Annotated in this window: 17 protein-coding genes; 10 read left to right on the forward strand and 7 right to left on the reverse strand. The window is 44.1% G+C overall.

Annotation, left to right across the window (positions count from 1 at the left end; genetic code table 11):
- Nucleotides 1-12: 12 nt before the first annotated feature.
- Nucleotides 13-1257, reverse strand: coding sequence for an outer membrane protein transport protein (locus L3V30_RS16225; RefSeq protein WP_237309304.1), 1245 nt, complete (start codon nt 1255-1257; stop codon nt 13-15).
- A 423-nt stretch (nt 1258-1680) separates the two neighbouring features.
- Between L3V30_RS16225 and L3V30_RS16230 the strand changes: the two genes are divergently transcribed.
- Entirely contained in the window at nt 1681-2709 is a 1029-nt protein-coding gene (locus L3V30_RS16230; RefSeq protein ID WP_237309321.1) for a site-2 protease family protein, read from the forward strand.
- A gap of 74 nt (nt 2710-2783) precedes the next feature.
- Here the strand turns inward: L3V30_RS16230 and L3V30_RS16235 are convergent, their stop codons facing one another.
- Nucleotides 2784-3572, reverse strand: a complete 789-nt coding sequence (locus L3V30_RS16235) for a M48 family metallopeptidase (protein WP_012842308.1) — start codon at nt 3570-3572, stop codon at nt 2784-2786.
- A gap of 203 nt (nt 3573-3775) precedes the next feature.
- Between L3V30_RS16235 and L3V30_RS16240 the strand changes: the two genes are divergently transcribed.
- The 5 genes from L3V30_RS16240 to cutA all read left to right on the forward strand — a co-directional run bounded on the left by L3V30_RS16240 (nt 3776) and on the right by cutA (nt 6821).
- The gene (locus L3V30_RS16240) at nt 3776-4210 is read left to right on the forward strand and encodes a hotdog fold thioesterase (protein WP_012842307.1); all 435 of its coding nucleotides are present in this window, start codon (nt 3776-3778) and stop codon (nt 4208-4210) included.
- 6 nt (nt 4211-4216) lie between these two features.
- A complete protein-coding gene (locus L3V30_RS16245; RefSeq protein ID WP_005395503.1) occupies nt 4217-4450 on the forward strand; it encodes a DUF3389 domain-containing protein in 234 nt (77 codons plus the stop codon).
- Nucleotides 4451-4529: 79 nt separating this feature from the next.
- Nucleotides 4530-6239 (forward strand): SgrR family transcriptional regulator, encoded by a 1710-nt coding sequence (locus L3V30_RS16250; RefSeq protein WP_047010405.1) that lies wholly within the window; start codon nt 4530-4532, stop codon nt 6237-6239.
- A complete protein-coding gene (locus L3V30_RS16255; protein WP_053349877.1) occupies nt 6223-6474 on the forward strand; it encodes a hypothetical protein in 252 nt (83 codons plus the stop codon). The genes L3V30_RS16250 and L3V30_RS16255 overlap by 17 nt, the downstream gene beginning before the upstream one ends.
- Nucleotides 6475-6488: 14 nt before the next feature.
- A complete protein-coding gene (gene cutA, locus L3V30_RS16260) occupies nt 6489-6821 on the forward strand; it encodes a divalent-cation tolerance protein CutA (protein WP_041853070.1) in 333 nt (110 codons plus the stop codon).
- Here the strand turns inward: cutA and L3V30_RS16265 are convergent.
- Nucleotides 6783-7379, reverse strand: a complete 597-nt coding sequence (locus tag L3V30_RS16265; RefSeq protein WP_005395495.1) for a DUF2238 domain-containing protein — start codon at nt 7377-7379, stop codon at nt 6783-6785. The two genes, cutA and L3V30_RS16265, sit on opposite strands and share 39 nt — an antisense overlap.
- A 244-nt stretch (nt 7380-7623) precedes the next feature.
- On the opposite strand from L3V30_RS16265, the gene L3V30_RS16270 reads away from it, so the two are divergent.
- Together L3V30_RS16270 and L3V30_RS16275 are read left to right on the forward strand one after the other, a co-directional pair.
- Complete coding sequence (locus L3V30_RS16270) at nt 7624-8463, forward strand: 2OG-Fe(II) oxygenase family protein (protein WP_005376329.1); 840 nt, start codon at nt 7624-7626, stop codon at nt 8461-8463.
- 203 nt (nt 8464-8666) lie between these two features.
- The gene (locus L3V30_RS16275) at nt 8667-9287 is read left to right on the forward strand and encodes a DNA-J related domain-containing protein (RefSeq protein WP_237309305.1); all 621 of its coding nucleotides are present in this window, start codon (nt 8667-8669) and stop codon (nt 9285-9287) included.
- An 82-nt stretch (nt 9288-9369) separates the two neighbouring features.
- On the opposite strand, the gene L3V30_RS16280 is transcribed toward L3V30_RS16275, so the two are convergent.
- From L3V30_RS16280 to tesA, 4 genes are all read right to left on the reverse strand, one after another.
- On the reverse strand, nt 9370-11025 hold the full coding sequence (locus L3V30_RS16280) for an ABC-ATPase domain-containing protein (protein ID WP_237309306.1): 1656 nt from the start codon (nt 11023-11025) through the stop codon (nt 9370-9372).
- Between the two features lie 71 nt (nt 11026-11096).
- The gene (locus L3V30_RS16285) at nt 11097-13007 is read right to left on the reverse strand and encodes an EAL domain-containing protein (protein WP_237309307.1); all 1911 of its coding nucleotides are present in this window, start codon (nt 13005-13007) and stop codon (nt 11097-11099) included.
- Between the two features lie 180 nt (nt 13008-13187).
- Nucleotides 13188-14387: an enoyl-ACP reductase FabV gene (fabV, locus tag L3V30_RS16290; protein WP_237309308.1), complete on the reverse strand. Its 1200-nt coding sequence runs from the start codon at nt 14385-14387 to the stop codon at nt 13188-13190.
- Between the two features lie 82 nt (nt 14388-14469).
- Nucleotides 14470-15072, reverse strand: coding sequence for a multifunctional acyl-CoA thioesterase I/protease I/lysophospholipase L1 (tesA, locus tag L3V30_RS16295; RefSeq protein WP_005395483.1), 603 nt, complete (start codon nt 15070-15072; stop codon nt 14470-14472).
- Here tesA and L3V30_RS16300 point away from each other — a divergent pair.
- Together L3V30_RS16300 and L3V30_RS16305 are read left to right on the forward strand one after the other, a co-directional pair.
- Complete coding sequence (locus tag L3V30_RS16300) at nt 15071-15763, forward strand: ABC transporter ATP-binding protein (RefSeq protein ID WP_237309309.1); 693 nt, start codon at nt 15071-15073, stop codon at nt 15761-15763. The two genes, tesA and L3V30_RS16300, sit on opposite strands and share 2 nt — an antisense overlap.
- Complete coding sequence (locus L3V30_RS16305; protein WP_237309310.1) at nt 15763-18219, forward strand: FtsX-like permease family protein; 2457 nt, start codon at nt 15763-15765, stop codon at nt 18217-18219. Before L3V30_RS16300 ends, L3V30_RS16305 begins: the two co-directional genes overlap by 1 nt.
- Nucleotides 18220-18468: the final 249 nt, after the last annotated feature.

The following is an 18468-nucleotide window of genomic DNA, read 5'->3' on the forward strand; positions in this document are numbered from 1 at the left end:
TCCGTAATCCCATTATTTGAAGGTGTAGTTCATCTGTACCGCGCTGATGTAAGCAGTACCTTCAGAGTCGAACTTGATCTCTTCATCCTGAGCGTTCGTCTCGGTGAAAGAGCCTGATTTACTCTTAACAAGTGCAAAGCCTGCATCGAAAGTTAAATTCTCATTCATTGCGTAAGTCAGGCCCGCGCTGTACCAAAAACGGTCACTGTCAGGGATGCTCAATGTGGCTTCACCTGCTTGTTCGTCGTATGCAAAGCCTGCACGGAATGTCCAATCCGCATTGAGGGTGTAAGTTGCACCAATAGAATAACGGTTGTTGTCTTCGTATTTCTCTGGTTTGTAGAAACATTGACCAGCAGTTCCATCATTACATTGAGGACTCGTCGCTTTCAGTTCTTTAAATGTGCTCCAATCGGTCTGTTGCCAGCCGTAATGTACTGCCCATTGTTCATTCAGTTGATGGAAAGCCGATAATTCGATAATTGAAGGGAGAGAGATTTTTAAACGGCCATCCACTTTTGGTGATGGAGCTCGGCCTGAGTCGTAACTACTAAACTCACCGTCGTCAAAATCTAGATCAACTTTAGAACGGTAACCAAAGCCAAAACGGTTGTTTTCATTTAGCTCGTACAAAGCGCCAATATTCCAACCCCAAGCAAAAGTTTCGCCTTCCATGCCGACAAGGTTATCGGACTTATTACCACCTAAAATACCGGCGAGTGCGCCTTTATGACGAGTCAGCTCCGCTTCCGCGTACACTAGGTTGATACCGCCACCGACACTGAAAGACTCGTTAATACGGTAAGCGACATTAGGATTAATATTTACTGAAAGTAGGGAAGTGTCACCCGCCATGTCACCCGCAGAAATATCATCTGGATAATCAGTAGCAACACCGTATGTTGTGAACATACCGATACCCCAAGCCCAGTTATCGTTGATAGGGCTGATGTAATAACCCGCTGGCACGACTTGTAAAGGGGCAACATCTTTCGCATGTTCTTTGTTAACCGTGTCATACACATCGACTTCAGGATCGATGATAGATAACGCGCCCGAGAATTGAGCTTCTTTGAAAAGCGTCATCGCTGCTGGGTTTCGTGCAAGAACGCTGGCATTGTCTGCGACCGCTCCTTCACCTGAAAATGCTCGACCAAGACCAGATGCTGAATGCTCAGCTACCTGGAAGCCCGCTGAATGGGCATTACACGCAAACAATATCGAAATTGTAAGCATAGAGCAGTGCTTCTTGTTCATCCTTGACCCTCCTAGGGTGTCATAGTGTTGGACCGAAGTCCTTGTAATTGTTGTGTGATACTTACACCAGTTGTTAATACGTGAAATACAACTGTGATGTAAATGTAATGTTAATTGTATGTTTAATAACTTGTCAAAGTTTGAGCGTATTTTGCGTTTTAAATATGATGCATAGGTCAAACGGTGATTCGTAAGGGCATGTATTATCGTTATATTTTTTAAGAGAATGGTACGACCAGAATTGTTTTATGGGCTTTATGGTTAAATGGCATTCAAACCGAGAGATAGCGGGCTTTGCCGTTTCTGTACTTAGCAGGCATAATTCGCGCCTCGCTTTGTTGTTATTCAATAGACGCAATAGGAATCGTGTTGGAATTACTGAATGTTGAATTTTTAGGTCGTTCGTTAAGGCTCGAAGGATCGATGGCTGGTTGGCAGCAGTTATATTGGGATAACACCTTGGTGTCCCAAATAGATGCCAGTGATAATGTTGCAGACACTTGCCTTCACCAGTTTAGACTCTCTGCAGGGGAGGAAGTCCTGGTATGCCATTTGGAGTGTTCATTAACATGGCAACCGTTTGAATTGAGTTACAAGGTCACAATTAACGATGAGCTTATTAGCGAAGGTTGCCGAAATGAAAAAGACATCGAACGCCAAGTACCAGAAGTTGAGCCGCCAACGGAAAAGCGTTTAAGTGTGATAGGGCTAGTATCGCTTGGAATGAAAGCACTCAAGAGTGCGAAAGTAATCAAAGTGGCGTTAGCATCTGCAAGTCTTGCTGCATATTCTTGGCTATTTTCTATCGAGTTCGCGTTAGCTTTGATCGCCTGTTTAGTTTTCCATGAGTATGGCCATATTAGAGCGATGAAGTACTTTGGAATGAAGACCGAGGGCATCTATTTGATTCCATTTCTTGGCGGTTTAGCGCTGAGTGATGAAAAGATCAACACACGCTGGCAAGATGTGGTTATCTCGATTATGGGACCATTTTTTGGTTTAGTTCTTAGCATCGCGTTTACTTTGCTTTATTGGATGACTGGAGAGGTGCTCTTCGCTGGCCTAGCAGTGTTTAACGCGTTACTAAACCTGTTTAATCTGTTGCCTATTCTGCCACTAGATGGTGGTCATGTACTCAAAAGCATTACCTTCTCGATGAACACTTGGGTTGGATTAGTCGGCAGTATAGCTGCTGCCTTGTTGGGTATTTTTATCAGCTATTCTTTCGGGCTGACGTTGCTAGGGTTTTTATTGTTAATGGGGATGCTAGAAGTGGTCATGGAATGGAGAGGTCGACATCATAGTCATTTATTGCCGTTAACCCGTTACGGACAACTCTTCTCACTTGCTTGGTACTTGGTTTCTGTCGGTGGTTTTGTCGCTATCATTTGGTATTTTGCTACCCTTGGAGATAGCCTGTTGAGCTTGCCACTACAGATACTGGGTACTTAAACTATTCCTTATACCCATTAAAAAAAGCTCCCTAGGGAGCTTTTTTGCGAAAAATAGACACTGGTAGCAGAAGTTTAGCCACATTTTGGCGCTTTCGCGTTATACGCAGGCAACTTATTTATGGTTGCTTGTAAATCTTTAATACGCGTACTGTGCGATGGGTGAGTTGAGAAGAATTCAGGCGGTTGAGAGCCACCGGATGCAGCACTCATATTTTTCCATAAATCGACACTTTGACGTGGGTCGAAGCCTGCTTTTGCCATAAACTCAAGCCCGACAATATCAGCCTCGGATTCCTGTGTACGACCGTATGGTAAAATAACACCGTATTGGACACCGACACCAAGTGCCGCCATCGTCATTTGCTGATACTGTTTGTACTCGGAAGCTCCTATAGCAACGTTTGCCAGAGACAATCCCGCATTTGCTAACTGGCTTTGTGAAAGGCGTTCATTACTGTGGTCAGCAAGGACGTGAGCCACTTCGTGACCAATGACTGTTGCCAACTGATCTTGGTTTTTCGCGACACCTAAAAGCCCGGTGTAAACGCCGATCTTCCCACCAGGTAGAGCAAACGCATTGACTTGTTCACTATCAAAAACAACCACCTCCCAATCTTTAAATCCAGCTTGCGCAGGGATGGTGTCAGTGATGTGTTTGGCAACGCATTGTACGTAGGCATTCGTTTTGCGATCTTTGCTGATTGGGATATCTTTCTTCATTTGTTCGAAAGATTTGGCGCCAAGCGATGACATTTCTTGATCTGAAAACATCAGGATCTGATTACGGCCGGTCGGTGATGCGCTACATGCCGTTAAGCCCGCGATAGTTAAAAGAGCAGAGGCTTTCATCCATACCTTCATAATAGGCTCCATCTAAATTATTTTTGTTTTGAAGCAATAGTATATACCCAAATAGTAACACGATGCATGGATCAAATTATTCATCAACTGGCAAAGAGGCCAAGATGTTACACCTTGAAGTTAGACCTAAGTAAAGTCTATGCTAGCTCTCTAATAAATCGTTACAATCCGACAAACCAATTTGTGAAATTAAGAGTAAAACAATGAGTATATGGAAAAAGCCCGTTAGCATAGAGATTCTGAATGCTACATCAAAAAATACCCTGATCGAGCACCTACAAATTGAATACACAGATTTCACGGATGACTCCCTTACAGCAACCATGCCTGTATGTAGTTTTACTCATCAACCTTTAGGAATGCTTCATGGTGGCGCTTCTGTTGTGCTCGCAGAAACATTAGGCTCTTTAGCTGCGAATTTCTCTGTCGATGAGGGGAGTTACTGTGTCGGTTTGGATATCAACGCGAACCATGTACGTGCAATGCGAAGTGGTCATGTGATTGGTACGGCAAAACCCGTACACCTTGGCGTTTCAACACAAGTATGGCAAATCGACATAACTGATGAACGAGGCCGATTAGTGTGTACCAGTCGCTTAACTATCGCAGTGAAGCAACATAAAACGAAGTCGGTATAAAGCAAGATGGTGATTGAGTTTTCATTAGGAAAAATCATTGCTACCCAGCGTGAAATCGTGATTAAGCTCTCCGGCAGTGCAATGGTGACCTTACAAGCGCAAACCGATTCTATCCAGTTACTGGGTAGAGGAGCGAACGTTGTTTTATCTCATGGTGCAGAGTGTAAATGGTCTATCAAGCTGGATAATGAGGAACAACTTGCCGATCTTGCACGAGAAATTGGCATCGATATTCAATAATTTACTGCGTGACGTTTGCACTTTTTGATAAAAATGAGGAAACTTAGCTTATCAACAATAAGATAAGAATTTCCTCTTTATGAGTAGCCCTCGTTTACGTGTTCAGTTCGAAACACTGTTTGAAAAATTCGCCGGTCACGATACGGACGTTCAGCTAGAAGACATTACCGAAGCGCTGTTTTGTACACGTCGTAATGCTCGTATTGTTCTCAATAAATTAGAAGAGGAGGGCTGGATTGAATGGCATCCAGCGGCGGGTCGAGGAAAACTCTCAAAACTCGTTTTCAAACGTAACCGTAGCGATGTCAGTGAAAACCTCGCCAGACGTTATCTCGACGAAGGGAAAATTGGCCAGGCTCTAGATGCGCTTGATAACGACGCGGCTCGATTAACGCAGGTTATTCAGGGTTATTTAGGGCTTCAGCATCGACAGGGCGAACAGGTGGTACGTTTGCCTTATTATCGACCATTGGCGATGTTAAACCCACAGAAACCGATGCGGCGTTCTGAGCAACACATCGCCAGACAAATTTTTAGCGGGCTAACTCGCCTTGATGAAAATGAACAACTTCAGCCAGATTTAGCCCACACATGGGAAGCCATTTCTGATACGCACTGGCGTTTTTATCTTCGTCGTGGGGTGCGTTTTCATAATGGTGAACCCTTATCAACCAGTTGTGTACTTGAAAGTGTGCTTGCACTAAGTAGCCTGAACCTGTTTTCTCATATAAAAAAGGTATCTTCACCACAGGAATGGACCGTCGATATTGAACTCGTCCGTCCTGATCGCTACCTGCCTTTGGCGCTGAGTGAGTCGCAAGCAAAAATTTTGCTACCAAGCGCTTTGCGTTCAGAAAACTTCGATAGACAACCAATAGGGACTGGGCCGTTCCAAGTTAAAATGAATGATGATAAGCGTCTCATTTTGACTGCTTTTGATGGCTACTTTGGCTTTCGTCCCTTACTGGACCAAGTTGAGGTGTGGGTAATTGATGAAGCGTACTCTTCAATGGTCTATCCAAGCTTGTCTAAGCCAAAGATGGATAAACAAGGTTCATCTGATGAGGTCGAGCTTGATCCTGGCTGTACATTCCTATTACTAAACAAAAACACCGGGATTGCAAAAGACCCTCGCTGGGCAGAATTCCTATCACAAACTCTCAACAGTCACCAAATTTATGCTCATGTTCCTCAGGATAAAGTGATGGAACTGGGAGTATTGCAAGCCTTTGGCCTTAAGCCAGGTTGGATTGACCTTAGGCCAGCAGAGGCGGGAACCGTGCCGCAGGCTGATAAGGTGATTTACGTGGCGTATCAGAAAAAGCATCCGATGTTTCCAGTAGTTGCCAAGGCCATCAAGACACTCTTAAAACCGCACGGTATAGAGGTCGAGTTTATTCGTTATGATTCTCAACCGCCCGCACCGGAGGAAGTGGATATTTGGGTGAAAGCCATGGGCATTGCAACGAATCGAAATGACGCGTTGGCTGGCTGGCTTCTGGATTACAGTGATATTGAGAAATTCAGTTCTGGTTACGATTTTAGCGAATGGGCGAAGCTCGTTGATCAGTGGCGTGCTGGTGTTTATCCAGACTTCCCTGCACGTGAGCTAGGACGTCAGTTGGTAAAAAGTTGTCAGGTGATTCCGATGTTTCACTGCTGGTTGGGTGTCAATAAAGACCACAGCGGTGCCTTACAAAATGCAAAGTGTAATGCCTTAGGTTGGTTTGACTTTAATAACGTATGGGTAAAACCTGATATAGAAAATAATCATGGCGAAACCGAATAAGAAACAGCCGACGAAAACTGTCGATATCTATTGCTCAAAGTGTAAAACTCAACTATTCAAGTACCGTAAAGGCGGAAAAGGCGCACTGGTCAAATGCTTCAAAGAGCGCATTGTTGACGATTTCACACAAACCCCATGCATCTGTCCCAGTTGCGGGCAAGAGTTTGCAAGAGATACCCTAGTGAGAGGAACGCCCGCTTACAAAATGATTGGCGGCAAAGTGACAATGAAATAATGAAGGGCTAGAAAATGAGTATAAAACATGACTACTGCATGGTGTTAAGCACAACCAGCAACGAAAAAAATCGAGATCAGATCATTAAAGGTTTGCTAGATGCCCAATTAGCCGCGTGTATTCAAACGATGCCTATTGAAAGTCACTATGTGTGGAAAGGGGAGATTTGTACTGACAACGAATGGTTGCTGGTGATCAAAACTCGCCGAGAGCTCTATGAATTGGTGGAAGAGAAAATAGAAAACCTGCACGAATATGAAGTAGCACAGATCGTACAGGTTCCAATTGTTGATGGGTTTAACCCTTATTTAGAGTGGCTGAGAAAATCGACGCTGAGCCGACATTAAAAACAGCGACAACGCTGCACCAACGGTGTCGCACAACATATCTTTCTGGGCGTCCCATATGTCACCTTGCGAGCCCAGAAAGGCGATTCCTTCATCGCCGCCAGCCAATTCTGCATACCACCATTCGATAATCTCATAGCCTGCTGCAAGCGACATGATCGCAAACAAAGCAAACCAGCAAGAGAACGTTTTGTTGAACTTATTCTTGTGTATCAAGTATTCAGCTATCGGATACGCATAAAGGCCAATCGAAAAGTGCGCAACGCGATCAAAGTTGTTTCTATCTGAACCAATCATGTCGTTAAACCAGTCAAATGGTACTTCGGAAAACGTATATTTCGCTCCGATAGTGTGCAAACAGAGCCAGATGAACATTAAAAAGTAAGCCGTATTACTGAATTGATAGCGAATCGAGATTGCCCAAATAGCAACAAGAATACCAATTGCTGGGATAATCTCCGCAAACCAAACGGCACGTGAGTTAGGTTCTAACGCAGAAAATAAAAACACGATGGCATAAAAAATCGTCAATCCTAAGAGTGTCGAGGTGCTTTTCATAGAGTTACTTGATCCTTCAATTTATCTTACACAGTGGGACTCCATAGACTTGGGTAATGATTACACTTAATTGAACGGTGTGCAATTGTTATTTTGATGGTGTTTTTGATCACTGAAAATGTTGATTTATTGCCAAACTGCTCAACATTAAAACGTTTGCGCGTGCACTTTTCATTAAAGTTTGATTTACAACATGCCCATCCATAGAATCCGTGATTCAGTCTAATAAAAAAGAAGTAAAGCCATGAAACTGGAAACTGTCGATTATCTTGCTGACGATGCTGCTCAACAGTTCGTTACCTCTCTGCGCGAAACTGGGTTTGGTGTGTTGAAAAACCACCCGATTCCACAAGAGCTTGTAGAGTCAATTTACAAAAACTGGCATGAGTTTTTCTGTTCAGATCAAAAGAATGATTTTCACTTTAACGTAGACACCCAAGATGGCTACTTTCCACCTTCTGTGTCTGAAGTAGCGAAAGGGCACAAAGTGAAAGACATCAAAGAGTACTTTCATGTTTACCCTTGGGGTCAGATCCCAGAGCAACTTAAAGCTGAAATCTTAGAGTACTATGAGCGGGCGAATGCATTTGCTCAGGAGCTATTAGGCTGGGTTGAAGCGTACGCACCTAAGGACGTTCAAGAGAAGTTTTCTATCGCGTTGTCAGAAATGATCAATAACAGCGACAAAACATTACTACGCGTTCTTCACTACCCGCCAATGACAGGGGAAGAGGAGCCAGGCGCTATCCGTGCTGCCGCGCATGAAGACATTAACCTGCTAACGGTTCTGCCAGCCGCTAATGAGCCTGGACTGCAAGTAAAGAGCAAAGAAGGTGATTGGATTGATGTACCCTGTGACTTTGGTAACTTAATTATCAACATTGGTGATATGCTTCAAGAAGCGTCGGGCGGTTACTTTCCTTCAACGACTCACCGTGTAATCAACCCAACGGGTGGCCGTCAAGAAAAGTCGCGTATTTCATTGCCGTTGTTCTTGCATCCAAAGCCAGAAGTGGTTTTGTCTGAGCGCTACACCGCACATAGCTACCTTATGGAACGTTTACGTGAACTAGGGGTTATTTAACCTTTACGTGATCTCCTTACAAAGGCCGATGGTTGATGACTATCGGCCTTTTGTTGTTTATGGTACAAAATGATACCCACGCTTCATTCGGTGCCACAGAAATTAGGCCTGAAATACGCGTCAGCAAGCATTTTTACCAGTACAGATGAGCAGCCTTCTCTGAGATTAGTGTGATGCTTCAATATTAAAAACAGAGAGGATGAATGGAAGGACAACGCACGGTCAGTAGTATTGAGACTCATGCAATAGAAAACCCGTTGCTATGGCCAATGCTAGAAATTCTTAGAAAGCAGCCTTCCGATTGGAAAGTTCACACCTTAGCAAGCAAGTTGAGTGAACAGGGCTACATTTCGAAATTGGATGATTCTCCTGATAAGGATTTATTCAAACGAAATTTCTTAATCATGAACGCGCTATACCAACTGCAAGAAACGCTTTACCCAGATGCCTGGCTGCAAGTTGAAGCGATGAATATCCAGCTGATGTCTTCGTTAGAAGCTTCGAGGCATATCGTTGATATTAACGACCCTTTGCGTGAATATTATCTGGATTGGCGCAACTACGAAGCGGACGAAGATGAAGTGCGTCGATTGTTGAATGAATTTTGGACCACTTATCAAAAATTCATTGGTGGTTCGTCTACAGTCAGTGTGGATAAAACAAAAGCACTCTCACTGTTTGAGCTTAACCCTGATGCAACACCCGCAGAAATTAGAAAGCAGTGGCGAAAATTCGCGCTTCGTTGGCACCCAGATAGAGAGAATGGTGATGCAGAAAGGTTTAGAATTCTTTGTGAAGCGTGGAATGTACTGAGAAACGAATGATTCGGTATGAATAAAGATAAAGGAAGGCAGCTAACTATTAGCTGCCTTTTTTCATTGGATTGTCTCAATCAGCGTATCAAAACTAGCATGAAGGCTTAAACTGAGATTTTCTCATGCGATTAAGCGCAGCCATTACGTCTAGTGTACGTGGTTTGGCTAAGTCCCCTTGCTTAGGAAGCGATGCATGCCACTCACCAGACAGCATTTCTTCAATTTCTTTCGCTGGATGATTACACCAGCCTGGAAGCTGAGCGATTTGGAACCATAACCAGCCAATCGTGTTGACTTCATCAGCGGACTCAATCTGTTCCAAAGCGCTAAGGTCAGTAAACTCTTTGCCAAATCGAAGTGACTCTTTGCCTTTCGCATTCACACGGAATTTACCGTCAGTGAGAATATTCATCAAAGCAACGCGATTCAGGGCGCGAGGCAGGAAGGTTTGTAAACGTTCTTCCGATTCGTTATGACGTTGAGTAGGGTGCTGAGCGATCACTTCTTTCGCTTTTTCTGTCACATCAACCGCTTGGTAGTCGTGCATCTGAATGACTGTGTCGGCAACGTCTAAGTAGTCGCCTGAACCACCCATAACGATAATGGTAGAGATATCGAGATCATCTCGCAATTGACCAATGCGATCGACAAGAGGGGTAATTGGTTCATCACCTTTTGCCACCAATGCCTGCATACGCTCATCTCGAATCATGAAGTTCGTCGCAGAGGTGTCTTCATCAATCAATAACGTGCTCGCACCCGCTTCAATAGACTCTTGAAGCCAAGCGGCTTGTGATGTTGAGCCTGATGCATCTTGAGTCGAAAAGTCCGCTGTATCTTTACCCATTGGCAAATGGTTGATGTAATTCGACAGGTTCAAATGATGCACGCATCGACCATCTTCGGCGCGGATCTTCATTGCCTTTTCATCAGCTACGATGTATTCACGACCATCTCCTGGAATATGGTCGTAAATCGAACGCTCAATCGCATTCAGTAAGGTAGATTTACCGTGGAAACCGCCACCAACGATTAGCGTAATGCCCTTTGGAATCCCTAATCCCGTGACATGGCCTTTGTTTGGTGCATGTAAAGTCACTTGCAGCGATTCAGGGGCCTTGAACTCAACCGCCTCTTTCATTGGGAGATCACAGTTGCCAGCAATTCGAGGGAGAATGCTGCCATTTGCGACAAACGCAACTAGGTTATTGGCTTCCAACTGTGCACGCAGGGCATCTTGGTCTTCAACAACTTGGCAATGCTCAATCAATGCTGCTTTGTCGAGTTCACGTTCTAAGGTCGCTCGACGGATAAACTTAGGCAAATGGAAAGTCAGTATGTTGTTGGCTTTTTTCCCCAACACTGAACGACCTTCAGCAGGCAAGTTAACTCGAAAACGCAGTTCAATACCTTCCTCGGTAAACAATACTGCGGTGCTATCCAACACAGTTTGGCCATTCAATGAAATGGATACGGAGTTTTCTTGTTTAGCAAACTGCTCAAAACTGCGCGCAATAAAATCACGTGCTGCTCGTTGAAAAGCAGGGGACTCGTCTTTTAACCATTCCAGACCAGTCAAGGACCAGGCGCGAGTTGCACGAAAACGTGACGCGGAAGCATACGGATCTCCTTGTACGTGATCGATGAACAAAGTGAAATCAGTGAAGTCGTATTGACCTTTGATTTGCTGATAAGCGCGGTAGTTCTGCTTTTCAATTTTCTTAAGCGTGGCAGTCAACTGATCCATGAAGATATTGGCCTTTTAATAGAAGCGGGCGGCGATTATAGAAACCACCGCCACCTTAGTAAAGAGAATGCTTAGGAAGAGTAGGCGTATTGTCCGCCTGAAAGACGCTGATTAAACAGACTTTGCTCAAATTCATTACAAGGCATCGGTTTACCATAGAGAAAGCCTTGCCCAATATCACACCCCTCACCAATAAGAAACTGCTCTTGTTGGGGGGATTCAATGCCCTCAATAACCACTTGGAGGTCCAGCTTTTTAGCTATGTGTATGATAGAGCAAATGATCGCACGATCATCGTCCGACTTTTCCATTTGCTGGACAAAGCTCTTATCAATCTTGATGGCATCAAATGGGTATTTCTTCAAATAGCTGAAAGAGGCGTACCCTGTACCAAAGTCATCAAGTGACAATGTCACACCTAGTTCATGCAATTTGTTTAGCGTTGTGCGTGCTACTATTTCGTCGGCAATTAAAGCGCTCTCGGTCACCTCGAGTTCGAGAAAATGTGCTGGTAAATGGAAGGATTCGAGTAGGTGTTGCACTTGCTCCGCAAAGTTCACGTTTTGTAATTGAATTGGAGATACGTTAACGGCAATTTTGAAATTATCAATTAACTCCGACCACTGTTTAGCTTTGTCTATCGCGGTACGAAGAACAAAAGAGCCAACTTCAAAAATAAGTCCGTTTTGTTCAGCCATATGTATTAATGCTTCGTTAGAGACGTCTCCCAGTATTGGGTGTCTCCAGCGCAGCAATGCTTCTGCGCCAATCCATTTGTGAGTATGGGGATGAACTTTGGGCTGAAAGTACAGCATCAGGTCGTCATTTCTTACCGCTTGCAATAAGTAGCTTTCCAATTGATTGTGGTTGTTTAGCTCATTCGAATGACTTTCACAAAAATAACTATACGCTTCGCCAGACTCTTTACACAGCAGCATGGCATAGCATGCATTTTGAAGAAGTTGTTTGGCATTGCTGGTTTGGTGGGCTTGTACAACACCAATATAAGAGTTGAGGTGAACCTCTGTGTCTTTTATATAAAAGCTTCCCAAGCCAATATTGGTGATATCATCCAGTAGCTTACGCAATTTCATATCAATATCGTTGCCCCAAATGAGTAATACAAGGTCATTCGAGCTCGGCCTCCCGGTAACAAAATAACTCGATTCTCGTTTACCAAGGCGATACCGAAATTCTTTTAATATCTCGTCAAAGGCCTCAAAGCCATAGCGGGTTTGGATACTGCGAGCGTTACTAAAGCCAATGTTTATCACGAGCAGTGATTGCTGGCTATGATCCAACATTCCGAGTGTCTCTCCGACAACACTTTCCAGTGCTGCGCGGTTTAAGAATCCGGTTCCCTGATCGTGTGTTTTTTGGTAGCTCACTTGTTTTTCTGCGGCCTTACGACGATCAATCTCTTTTGTTAGGGAGTAACTCAACTGCGCTAGGTCCGTAGTACGGTTCTCAACTCTATTTTTGAGCTCATTATTAAGACGCTGGAGTTTGTGTTGCTGATACACGACGGAGAGCTGCGCTTCGATTGAGTCTTTGAAAGTTCCGAGCAATTGGCGGTATGTGTCGCTGTATTCATTCTTCTTGGAATCAAGCATGCAGATAGTTCCAAACGTCTCTCCGTTTGGCCAGAATAACGGTAAACCGCAATAAGATATCATGCCTAGTTTGATGTCAGGGTTATTGCACCATTCTTCATCCTCGAGCGCATTAGGAACCATGAGTTCGCTCTTATGCTCAATGACATGCTCACAATACAAACCGTTGCCGAGCAGTTCAGCATCGCCGGTACGATAGGGGTTACCTTGAGTTTCACTGGATGTGTTGACTTCAATACGATCTGGGTGGATACGCATGATTAATGTGGTGGGTACGTGCGTTATTTGAGCCAGTAAGTTGACGATTTCCTGCCAGCTTTTTTGCATAGACTCAGGGATTTCATAATCTAATGTTTGCAATCTCCCCATATAGGTCATCCTTTACGTGGTTTCACTTCCTGTGAATTTAAAATGTAGACTGCTCTATCTTGTTCTCGGTTTTTAATTAAGTATAGGGTGGCTGGGGCTTGAAACAAAAAAAAGTCCTGAAAAGTGTTCAGGACTAGGAATAGTTATCACATATCTCATACTTGAAACAGATAACAAGCATTACGGTTTAAGCGATTTTAGCGACTCAATAGAAATGTCTTGCGAATAGTCGACGTCTTCAAAGTTAAAGCCATTTAGCTTCATAAATTCATCTTTAAAGCCTTGGTAATCACCAATCTCTTTAAAGTTATTGGTGTTCATTTGTTCTAAAAGAGCATGGACTTCTTGTTGTACTTGCGGGTCAAGCTCTAAGTCGTCTATTCGGATTAAGCGTTCGCCGTCAACAGGCACTTTATCTTGATCGTACAATTTAGTGGTAAACAGTCGCTGCATTTGTTCAATACAACGTTCGTGAGTTCCTTTTTCCTTCATCACTCGATAAAGCGCTAATAGGTAGGGACTTAGCGCAGGAATGAACACACTGGCTTTCGTCACCAACGCCTTACACACTGTCGCGTAAGCACCGCCGTCAAAGTTGGCAAGTTTTAGGTTCAACGAGTGACTTGTTTGGTGTAAATCGATTTTCGCTCGGCCCAACGTACCATCGAGATAGATAGGGTGCGTAACGTCTGGTCCCATGTAAGAAAACGCGATGGTTTTGCAGCCTTGTGCAATTGAGTCGTTATTAATCAGTGTATCAATCCAGCTTTCCCAGTCTTCACCGCCCATCACTTTGATAGTGGCTTCGGCCTCTTCCTCTGTTGCGGGAGTTAAAGTGGTTTCTACCCACTGATCGTTCTCCAGCATAATTGAAGCGCCAGTGACAGGCTCACCAATAGGCTTAATGACACTGCGCCAAAACTCATCAGACTCTGGTTTAGGTCGAACACCCGTCGCTAAGCTATAGATGACTAAATCAACTTCACCTTCAAAGTACGTTTCAATGGCTTCAATCACTTGATTGCGGACAGAGTCAGAGAATGCGTCACCAACAATATTGATGGCGGTACGCCCCGCGTGATTTGCTTCTTGTTTAAAAAAGATGTTGTTATACCAACCCGCACTTCCAACGCCTTTATCTGAAGGCCCGCGCTCGAAGGAGACACCAATGGTATCAGCTTTAGCACCTCCGAAGGTGAGGGCAATACGAGCCGCTAACCCGAAACCAGAGGAAGCACCAATAATCAAAACCCGTTTTGGACCGCTTTTGATCTGCGGGGCGTGTTTTACGTATTCAATTTGCTCTTTAATGGATGCATGACACCCGTATGGGTGAGCAGAGCGAGCAACAACACCTTGAATTAAAGGGTCTATTCGCATGTTGTTATCTATCCTCGATGAGTGGAATTGAAAATAGATTAACGTAAAGTTAAGTAAAACTTATTGAGCTAGACCATTAAAATTAGAGATGTTTAATTAATTCTTGAGCAACAAAGTCAGCAATCCAAGGCTGTGCATCAGGCTTTGGGTGAAGGCCATCATCCATCATCCACTCGGGTTTGATGACCACATGCTCCAAGAAGAATGGCATCAAGGTAACTTGTTGATGTTGTGCAAGCTTAGGGTAGATATCGTAAAACATATCGCTATAGCGCTTACCATAATTAGGTGGCACTCGAATTTGCATCATGACAACGTCCGCACCTGAATCTTTTATCATGGTAATCATTTTTGAGAGATTCGACGTAATAAGTTTAGGAGGGAAACCTCTTAGGCCATCGTTGGCACCTAACTCAATGAGCACCATATCAGGGCTGTGCTGGGTTAGCAGCTGTGGTAATCGAGCTAATCCGTTGCCTGTGGTATCGCCAGAAATGCTGGCATTAATAACTGTTACATCTTGACCATGTTCTGACAACGCATCAGGGAGTAAGCTAGGCCAACTCTTTTCGATCGGCATCTGATAGCCCGCGCTCAGGCTATCACCTAAGACAAGTAGCTTTTCGCTCGCATGTGCAGTAGCGGAAAAACAAAAAAATAGAACTAAGGAAAGTATACGAATCATGCAAACACCTGTACTTAATGCACCTATTGTTCAAGCCAATTTGGTTTCTAAACAAGTCTCTACTAATCAAGAGCAATTAACAATCCTCAAAGATGTAAATGTTGACATCAGGAAAGGAGAGAAAATCGCCATCGTCGGTACTTCCGGTGCGGGTAAGTCAACGTTGATGACGTTGTTAGCTGGCCTTGATACACCAACATCAGGTGAAATTACCTTGTTAGGTCATGAGTTATCAAAACTTGACGATGAAGCTCGCGCAAAAATTCGAGCTGACTCTCTAGGTTTTGTTTTCCAAAGTTTCTTATTAATCCCGAGCTTGAGTGCATTACGCAATGTCACGCTTCCTTGTCTTTTACGTGGCGAAGCCGAAGATGAAGCAAGAGCCGCCGAATTATTAACCGCTGTTGGATTGGAAAAACGTGTCGATCATCTTCCAAGTCAATTATCTGGTGGTGAACAACAACGTGTCGCGCTAGCACGTGCCTTTATGACACAGCCTGAACTGTTGTTCGCAGACGAGCCTACCGGCAATCTTGACCATCAAACCGCAGACAAAGTGATTGAGCTTTTATTCGCTCTTAATGAGCAGCATGGAACAACGCTGATATTAGTTACACACGATGGTCACCTAGCAAGTCGATGTGACCGTATTTATCGTATGGAGGCGGGTGAGCTTAAGGAGGAGGTGTAATGTCTGCAGTATCATCAAGCGAAGCAACATCGACAGAAAGAAGCAGTGCAATAAAACACTCGTCAAACAAAAGCCTAATACGTTGGAGTTTCGGCGAAATAAGACAGGGGAACCTTTGGCCTATTAGCGTTGCTCTTATTCTTGTGATTGCGAGCATCTTTGCGCTTTCTGCATTAGCGGAGCGAATGGAGCAGGTGATCGTCAAACAGGGGAAGGATGCATTGACAGCGGATGCGGTGTTTGTGTCTGCTAATCCTATACCTGACACGTTGTTAGCCTCGACTGAAAACCTAGAACGTTCGACGATGACACGATTTGCCACGATGGCATTTAGCGACAATGGTATGCAGTTGATTTCCGTAAGGGCAGTAGACGACAATTACCCTTTAATGGGAGAACTGGTACTAAACAACAACCCATCCGGTCGCGTTAAAGAGAACCAACTCTGGCTTGATGAGCGGATTATGGCTCAACTAGACGTCAAGTCGGGTGACAGCGTCACTATAGGCGATGCCGATTTTACGGTTTCAGGTGCAGTGCTGATGGAACCTGGGTTAAGCTTTAACCCATTTCAGCAAATGCCTTCTGCATACATCCATCAAAAAGACGTTGAGAAAACAGGAGCAATTCAAGTCGGGAGTCGAGTTCAATACCGTCTGTTTCTACAAGCCGATGATAAAACGCTAAAAGGCCTGCAAGAAGATACTGTTCTTTCTCCTAGTGATCGCTGGCGCACGCAAGATACTGCCAGTCGTAGCAATGAGGTCTTTGAACGAACGACGCAGTATTTGTCTCTAACTGTTGCGATTGTCATCATTATGGCAGCGACAACATTGGTTCTTACTTGCCAAAACTATGTGAATAGTCGAACACAAACCATTGCGATGCTAAAAAGCCTTGGCGCAAGTCGACGATGGATTGAAAAATGGCTGTTTATTCAAGTCACAATCCTGCTCATTAGCGCCAGTGTCGTTGGGTTATTGTTGGGGAGTGGGCTGGAGTACTTATTGCGCATTCCACTCAAAGACTTATTACCAGAGCCACTACCTAGTTACGGCGTCACTCCTTATCTAGTGTCGTTTATCTCAGCAGTCCTGATCACCGTTCCTGCCCTTGGCATACCATTGCTAGGTTTGATTAAAACTCCAGCCTTAGAAGTGCTACAGCAAGGCAAAGCTCAACGTTCTTGGAAGCGAATGTTGCTTGTTCTAGTTCCCGTCGTCCCATTACTTTTGCTTTATGCTGATAATACCTTAGTTTGGATTGTTCTTATTGGTATTGCAGTACTTTTTGTAGTGCTTGCTGCAGTGAGCGTCGCACTCACAAAATTGTTTGCGCGTATTTCAACACAACCTGCCATGAAGCTTGCGTTGAGTCGTATCAACCGCACGCCAGTAACCAGTGGCCTGCAGTTTGGTGCTTTGGCGTTGTCTTTGATGCTGCTATCTATTATCTGGCTTGTGCGCAGCGATATTCTCGCGGATTGGGAGAGAACCTTACCTGCAGACGCACCAAATGTCTTTGCATTAAATATTGGTGATTACGAACTCGATAGCTACCTAGAAACCTTAGATAAAAATGGGGTTACACGGTCACAAGCTTATCCAATTATTCGTGGTCGATTGACAGAGATTAATGGTCAAAACGTCAAAGAGATTGAATACGAAGGAGAAGGCTCTGACGCAATACGTCGTGAATTGAACCTTACGTGGGGAAACAGCCTGCCAGAGTATAATGATGTGCTTGCGGGTGAATGGACAAATAAAGGGAGTGTCTCCGTAGAAGCCGATGTAGCAAATGACTTGGGCATCGAACTTGGTGACAAACTGCGCTTTGTTATTAATAGCCAGAACTACGATGCGGTAGTAGATACCATTCGTTATGTTGAATGGCGTGATATGAAGCCTAACTTTTACTTTATTTTCTCATCCGACGTTATGGCTAATCTACCGGGTTCTTACCTCATCAGTTATAGAATTGATGAAGGGAACGAAGCACTATTAACGTCTATGTCTCGATCTCACCCAACGGTATCTGTTTTAGACATTCGTACCATGGGCGAAAAAATCCAGGATTTGATTCAACAAATCGTATCGGCAATCACTATTCTTGCTCTTTTAGGCGTGGTTGCGGGATTGCTACTTATCTTCACGCTATTGAGATTAAGCTTATCCCAACGTCAGCAGGAGATTCGTTTGTATCGCACATTAGGCTCAAGTAAAAAACGGATCAATACGACTCTGTGGGCCGAATACGGCATTATGGCGTTGATAGCTAGCGGTGTTGCGGTATTCGCTGCGGAAGTTTGTGTGGCCGCGGTAATGACATATGGCTTCGATCTGAACGCACAAATTCACCCCGAATTGTGGATAGCTTTACCACTGGCAACATTTGTTACGTTGGCACTTGTCGTAATGAGTTTGTTGAAAAGATTGTTAACGCCAGTAAACACTTAATCACTGCAAATGTTATTAAATGTGGAACACTCCATGACACTTTTATTTTAGTTATCCACAAAAACAGTGGATAACTTTTGGGATAACTAAATGGGGTAAAAAGTGGGGGGGTTCTGCAGGCTTTGCGCCATGGGTCTTACAGTGAAATTGTTATTCACATAGGCATAAAAAAGTGTCTTCCTAACCATGTCGTCAAGTACTTTTTTTGCAATTTTTTTCTACTTTAACGCACCATAAAGGCGCAGTTGG

It is taken from the genome of Vibrio sp. A1-1, from assembly GCF_021728175.1.
Taxonomy (GTDB): Bacteria; Pseudomonadota; Gammaproteobacteria; order Enterobacterales; family Vibrionaceae; genus Vibrio; species Vibrio diabolicus.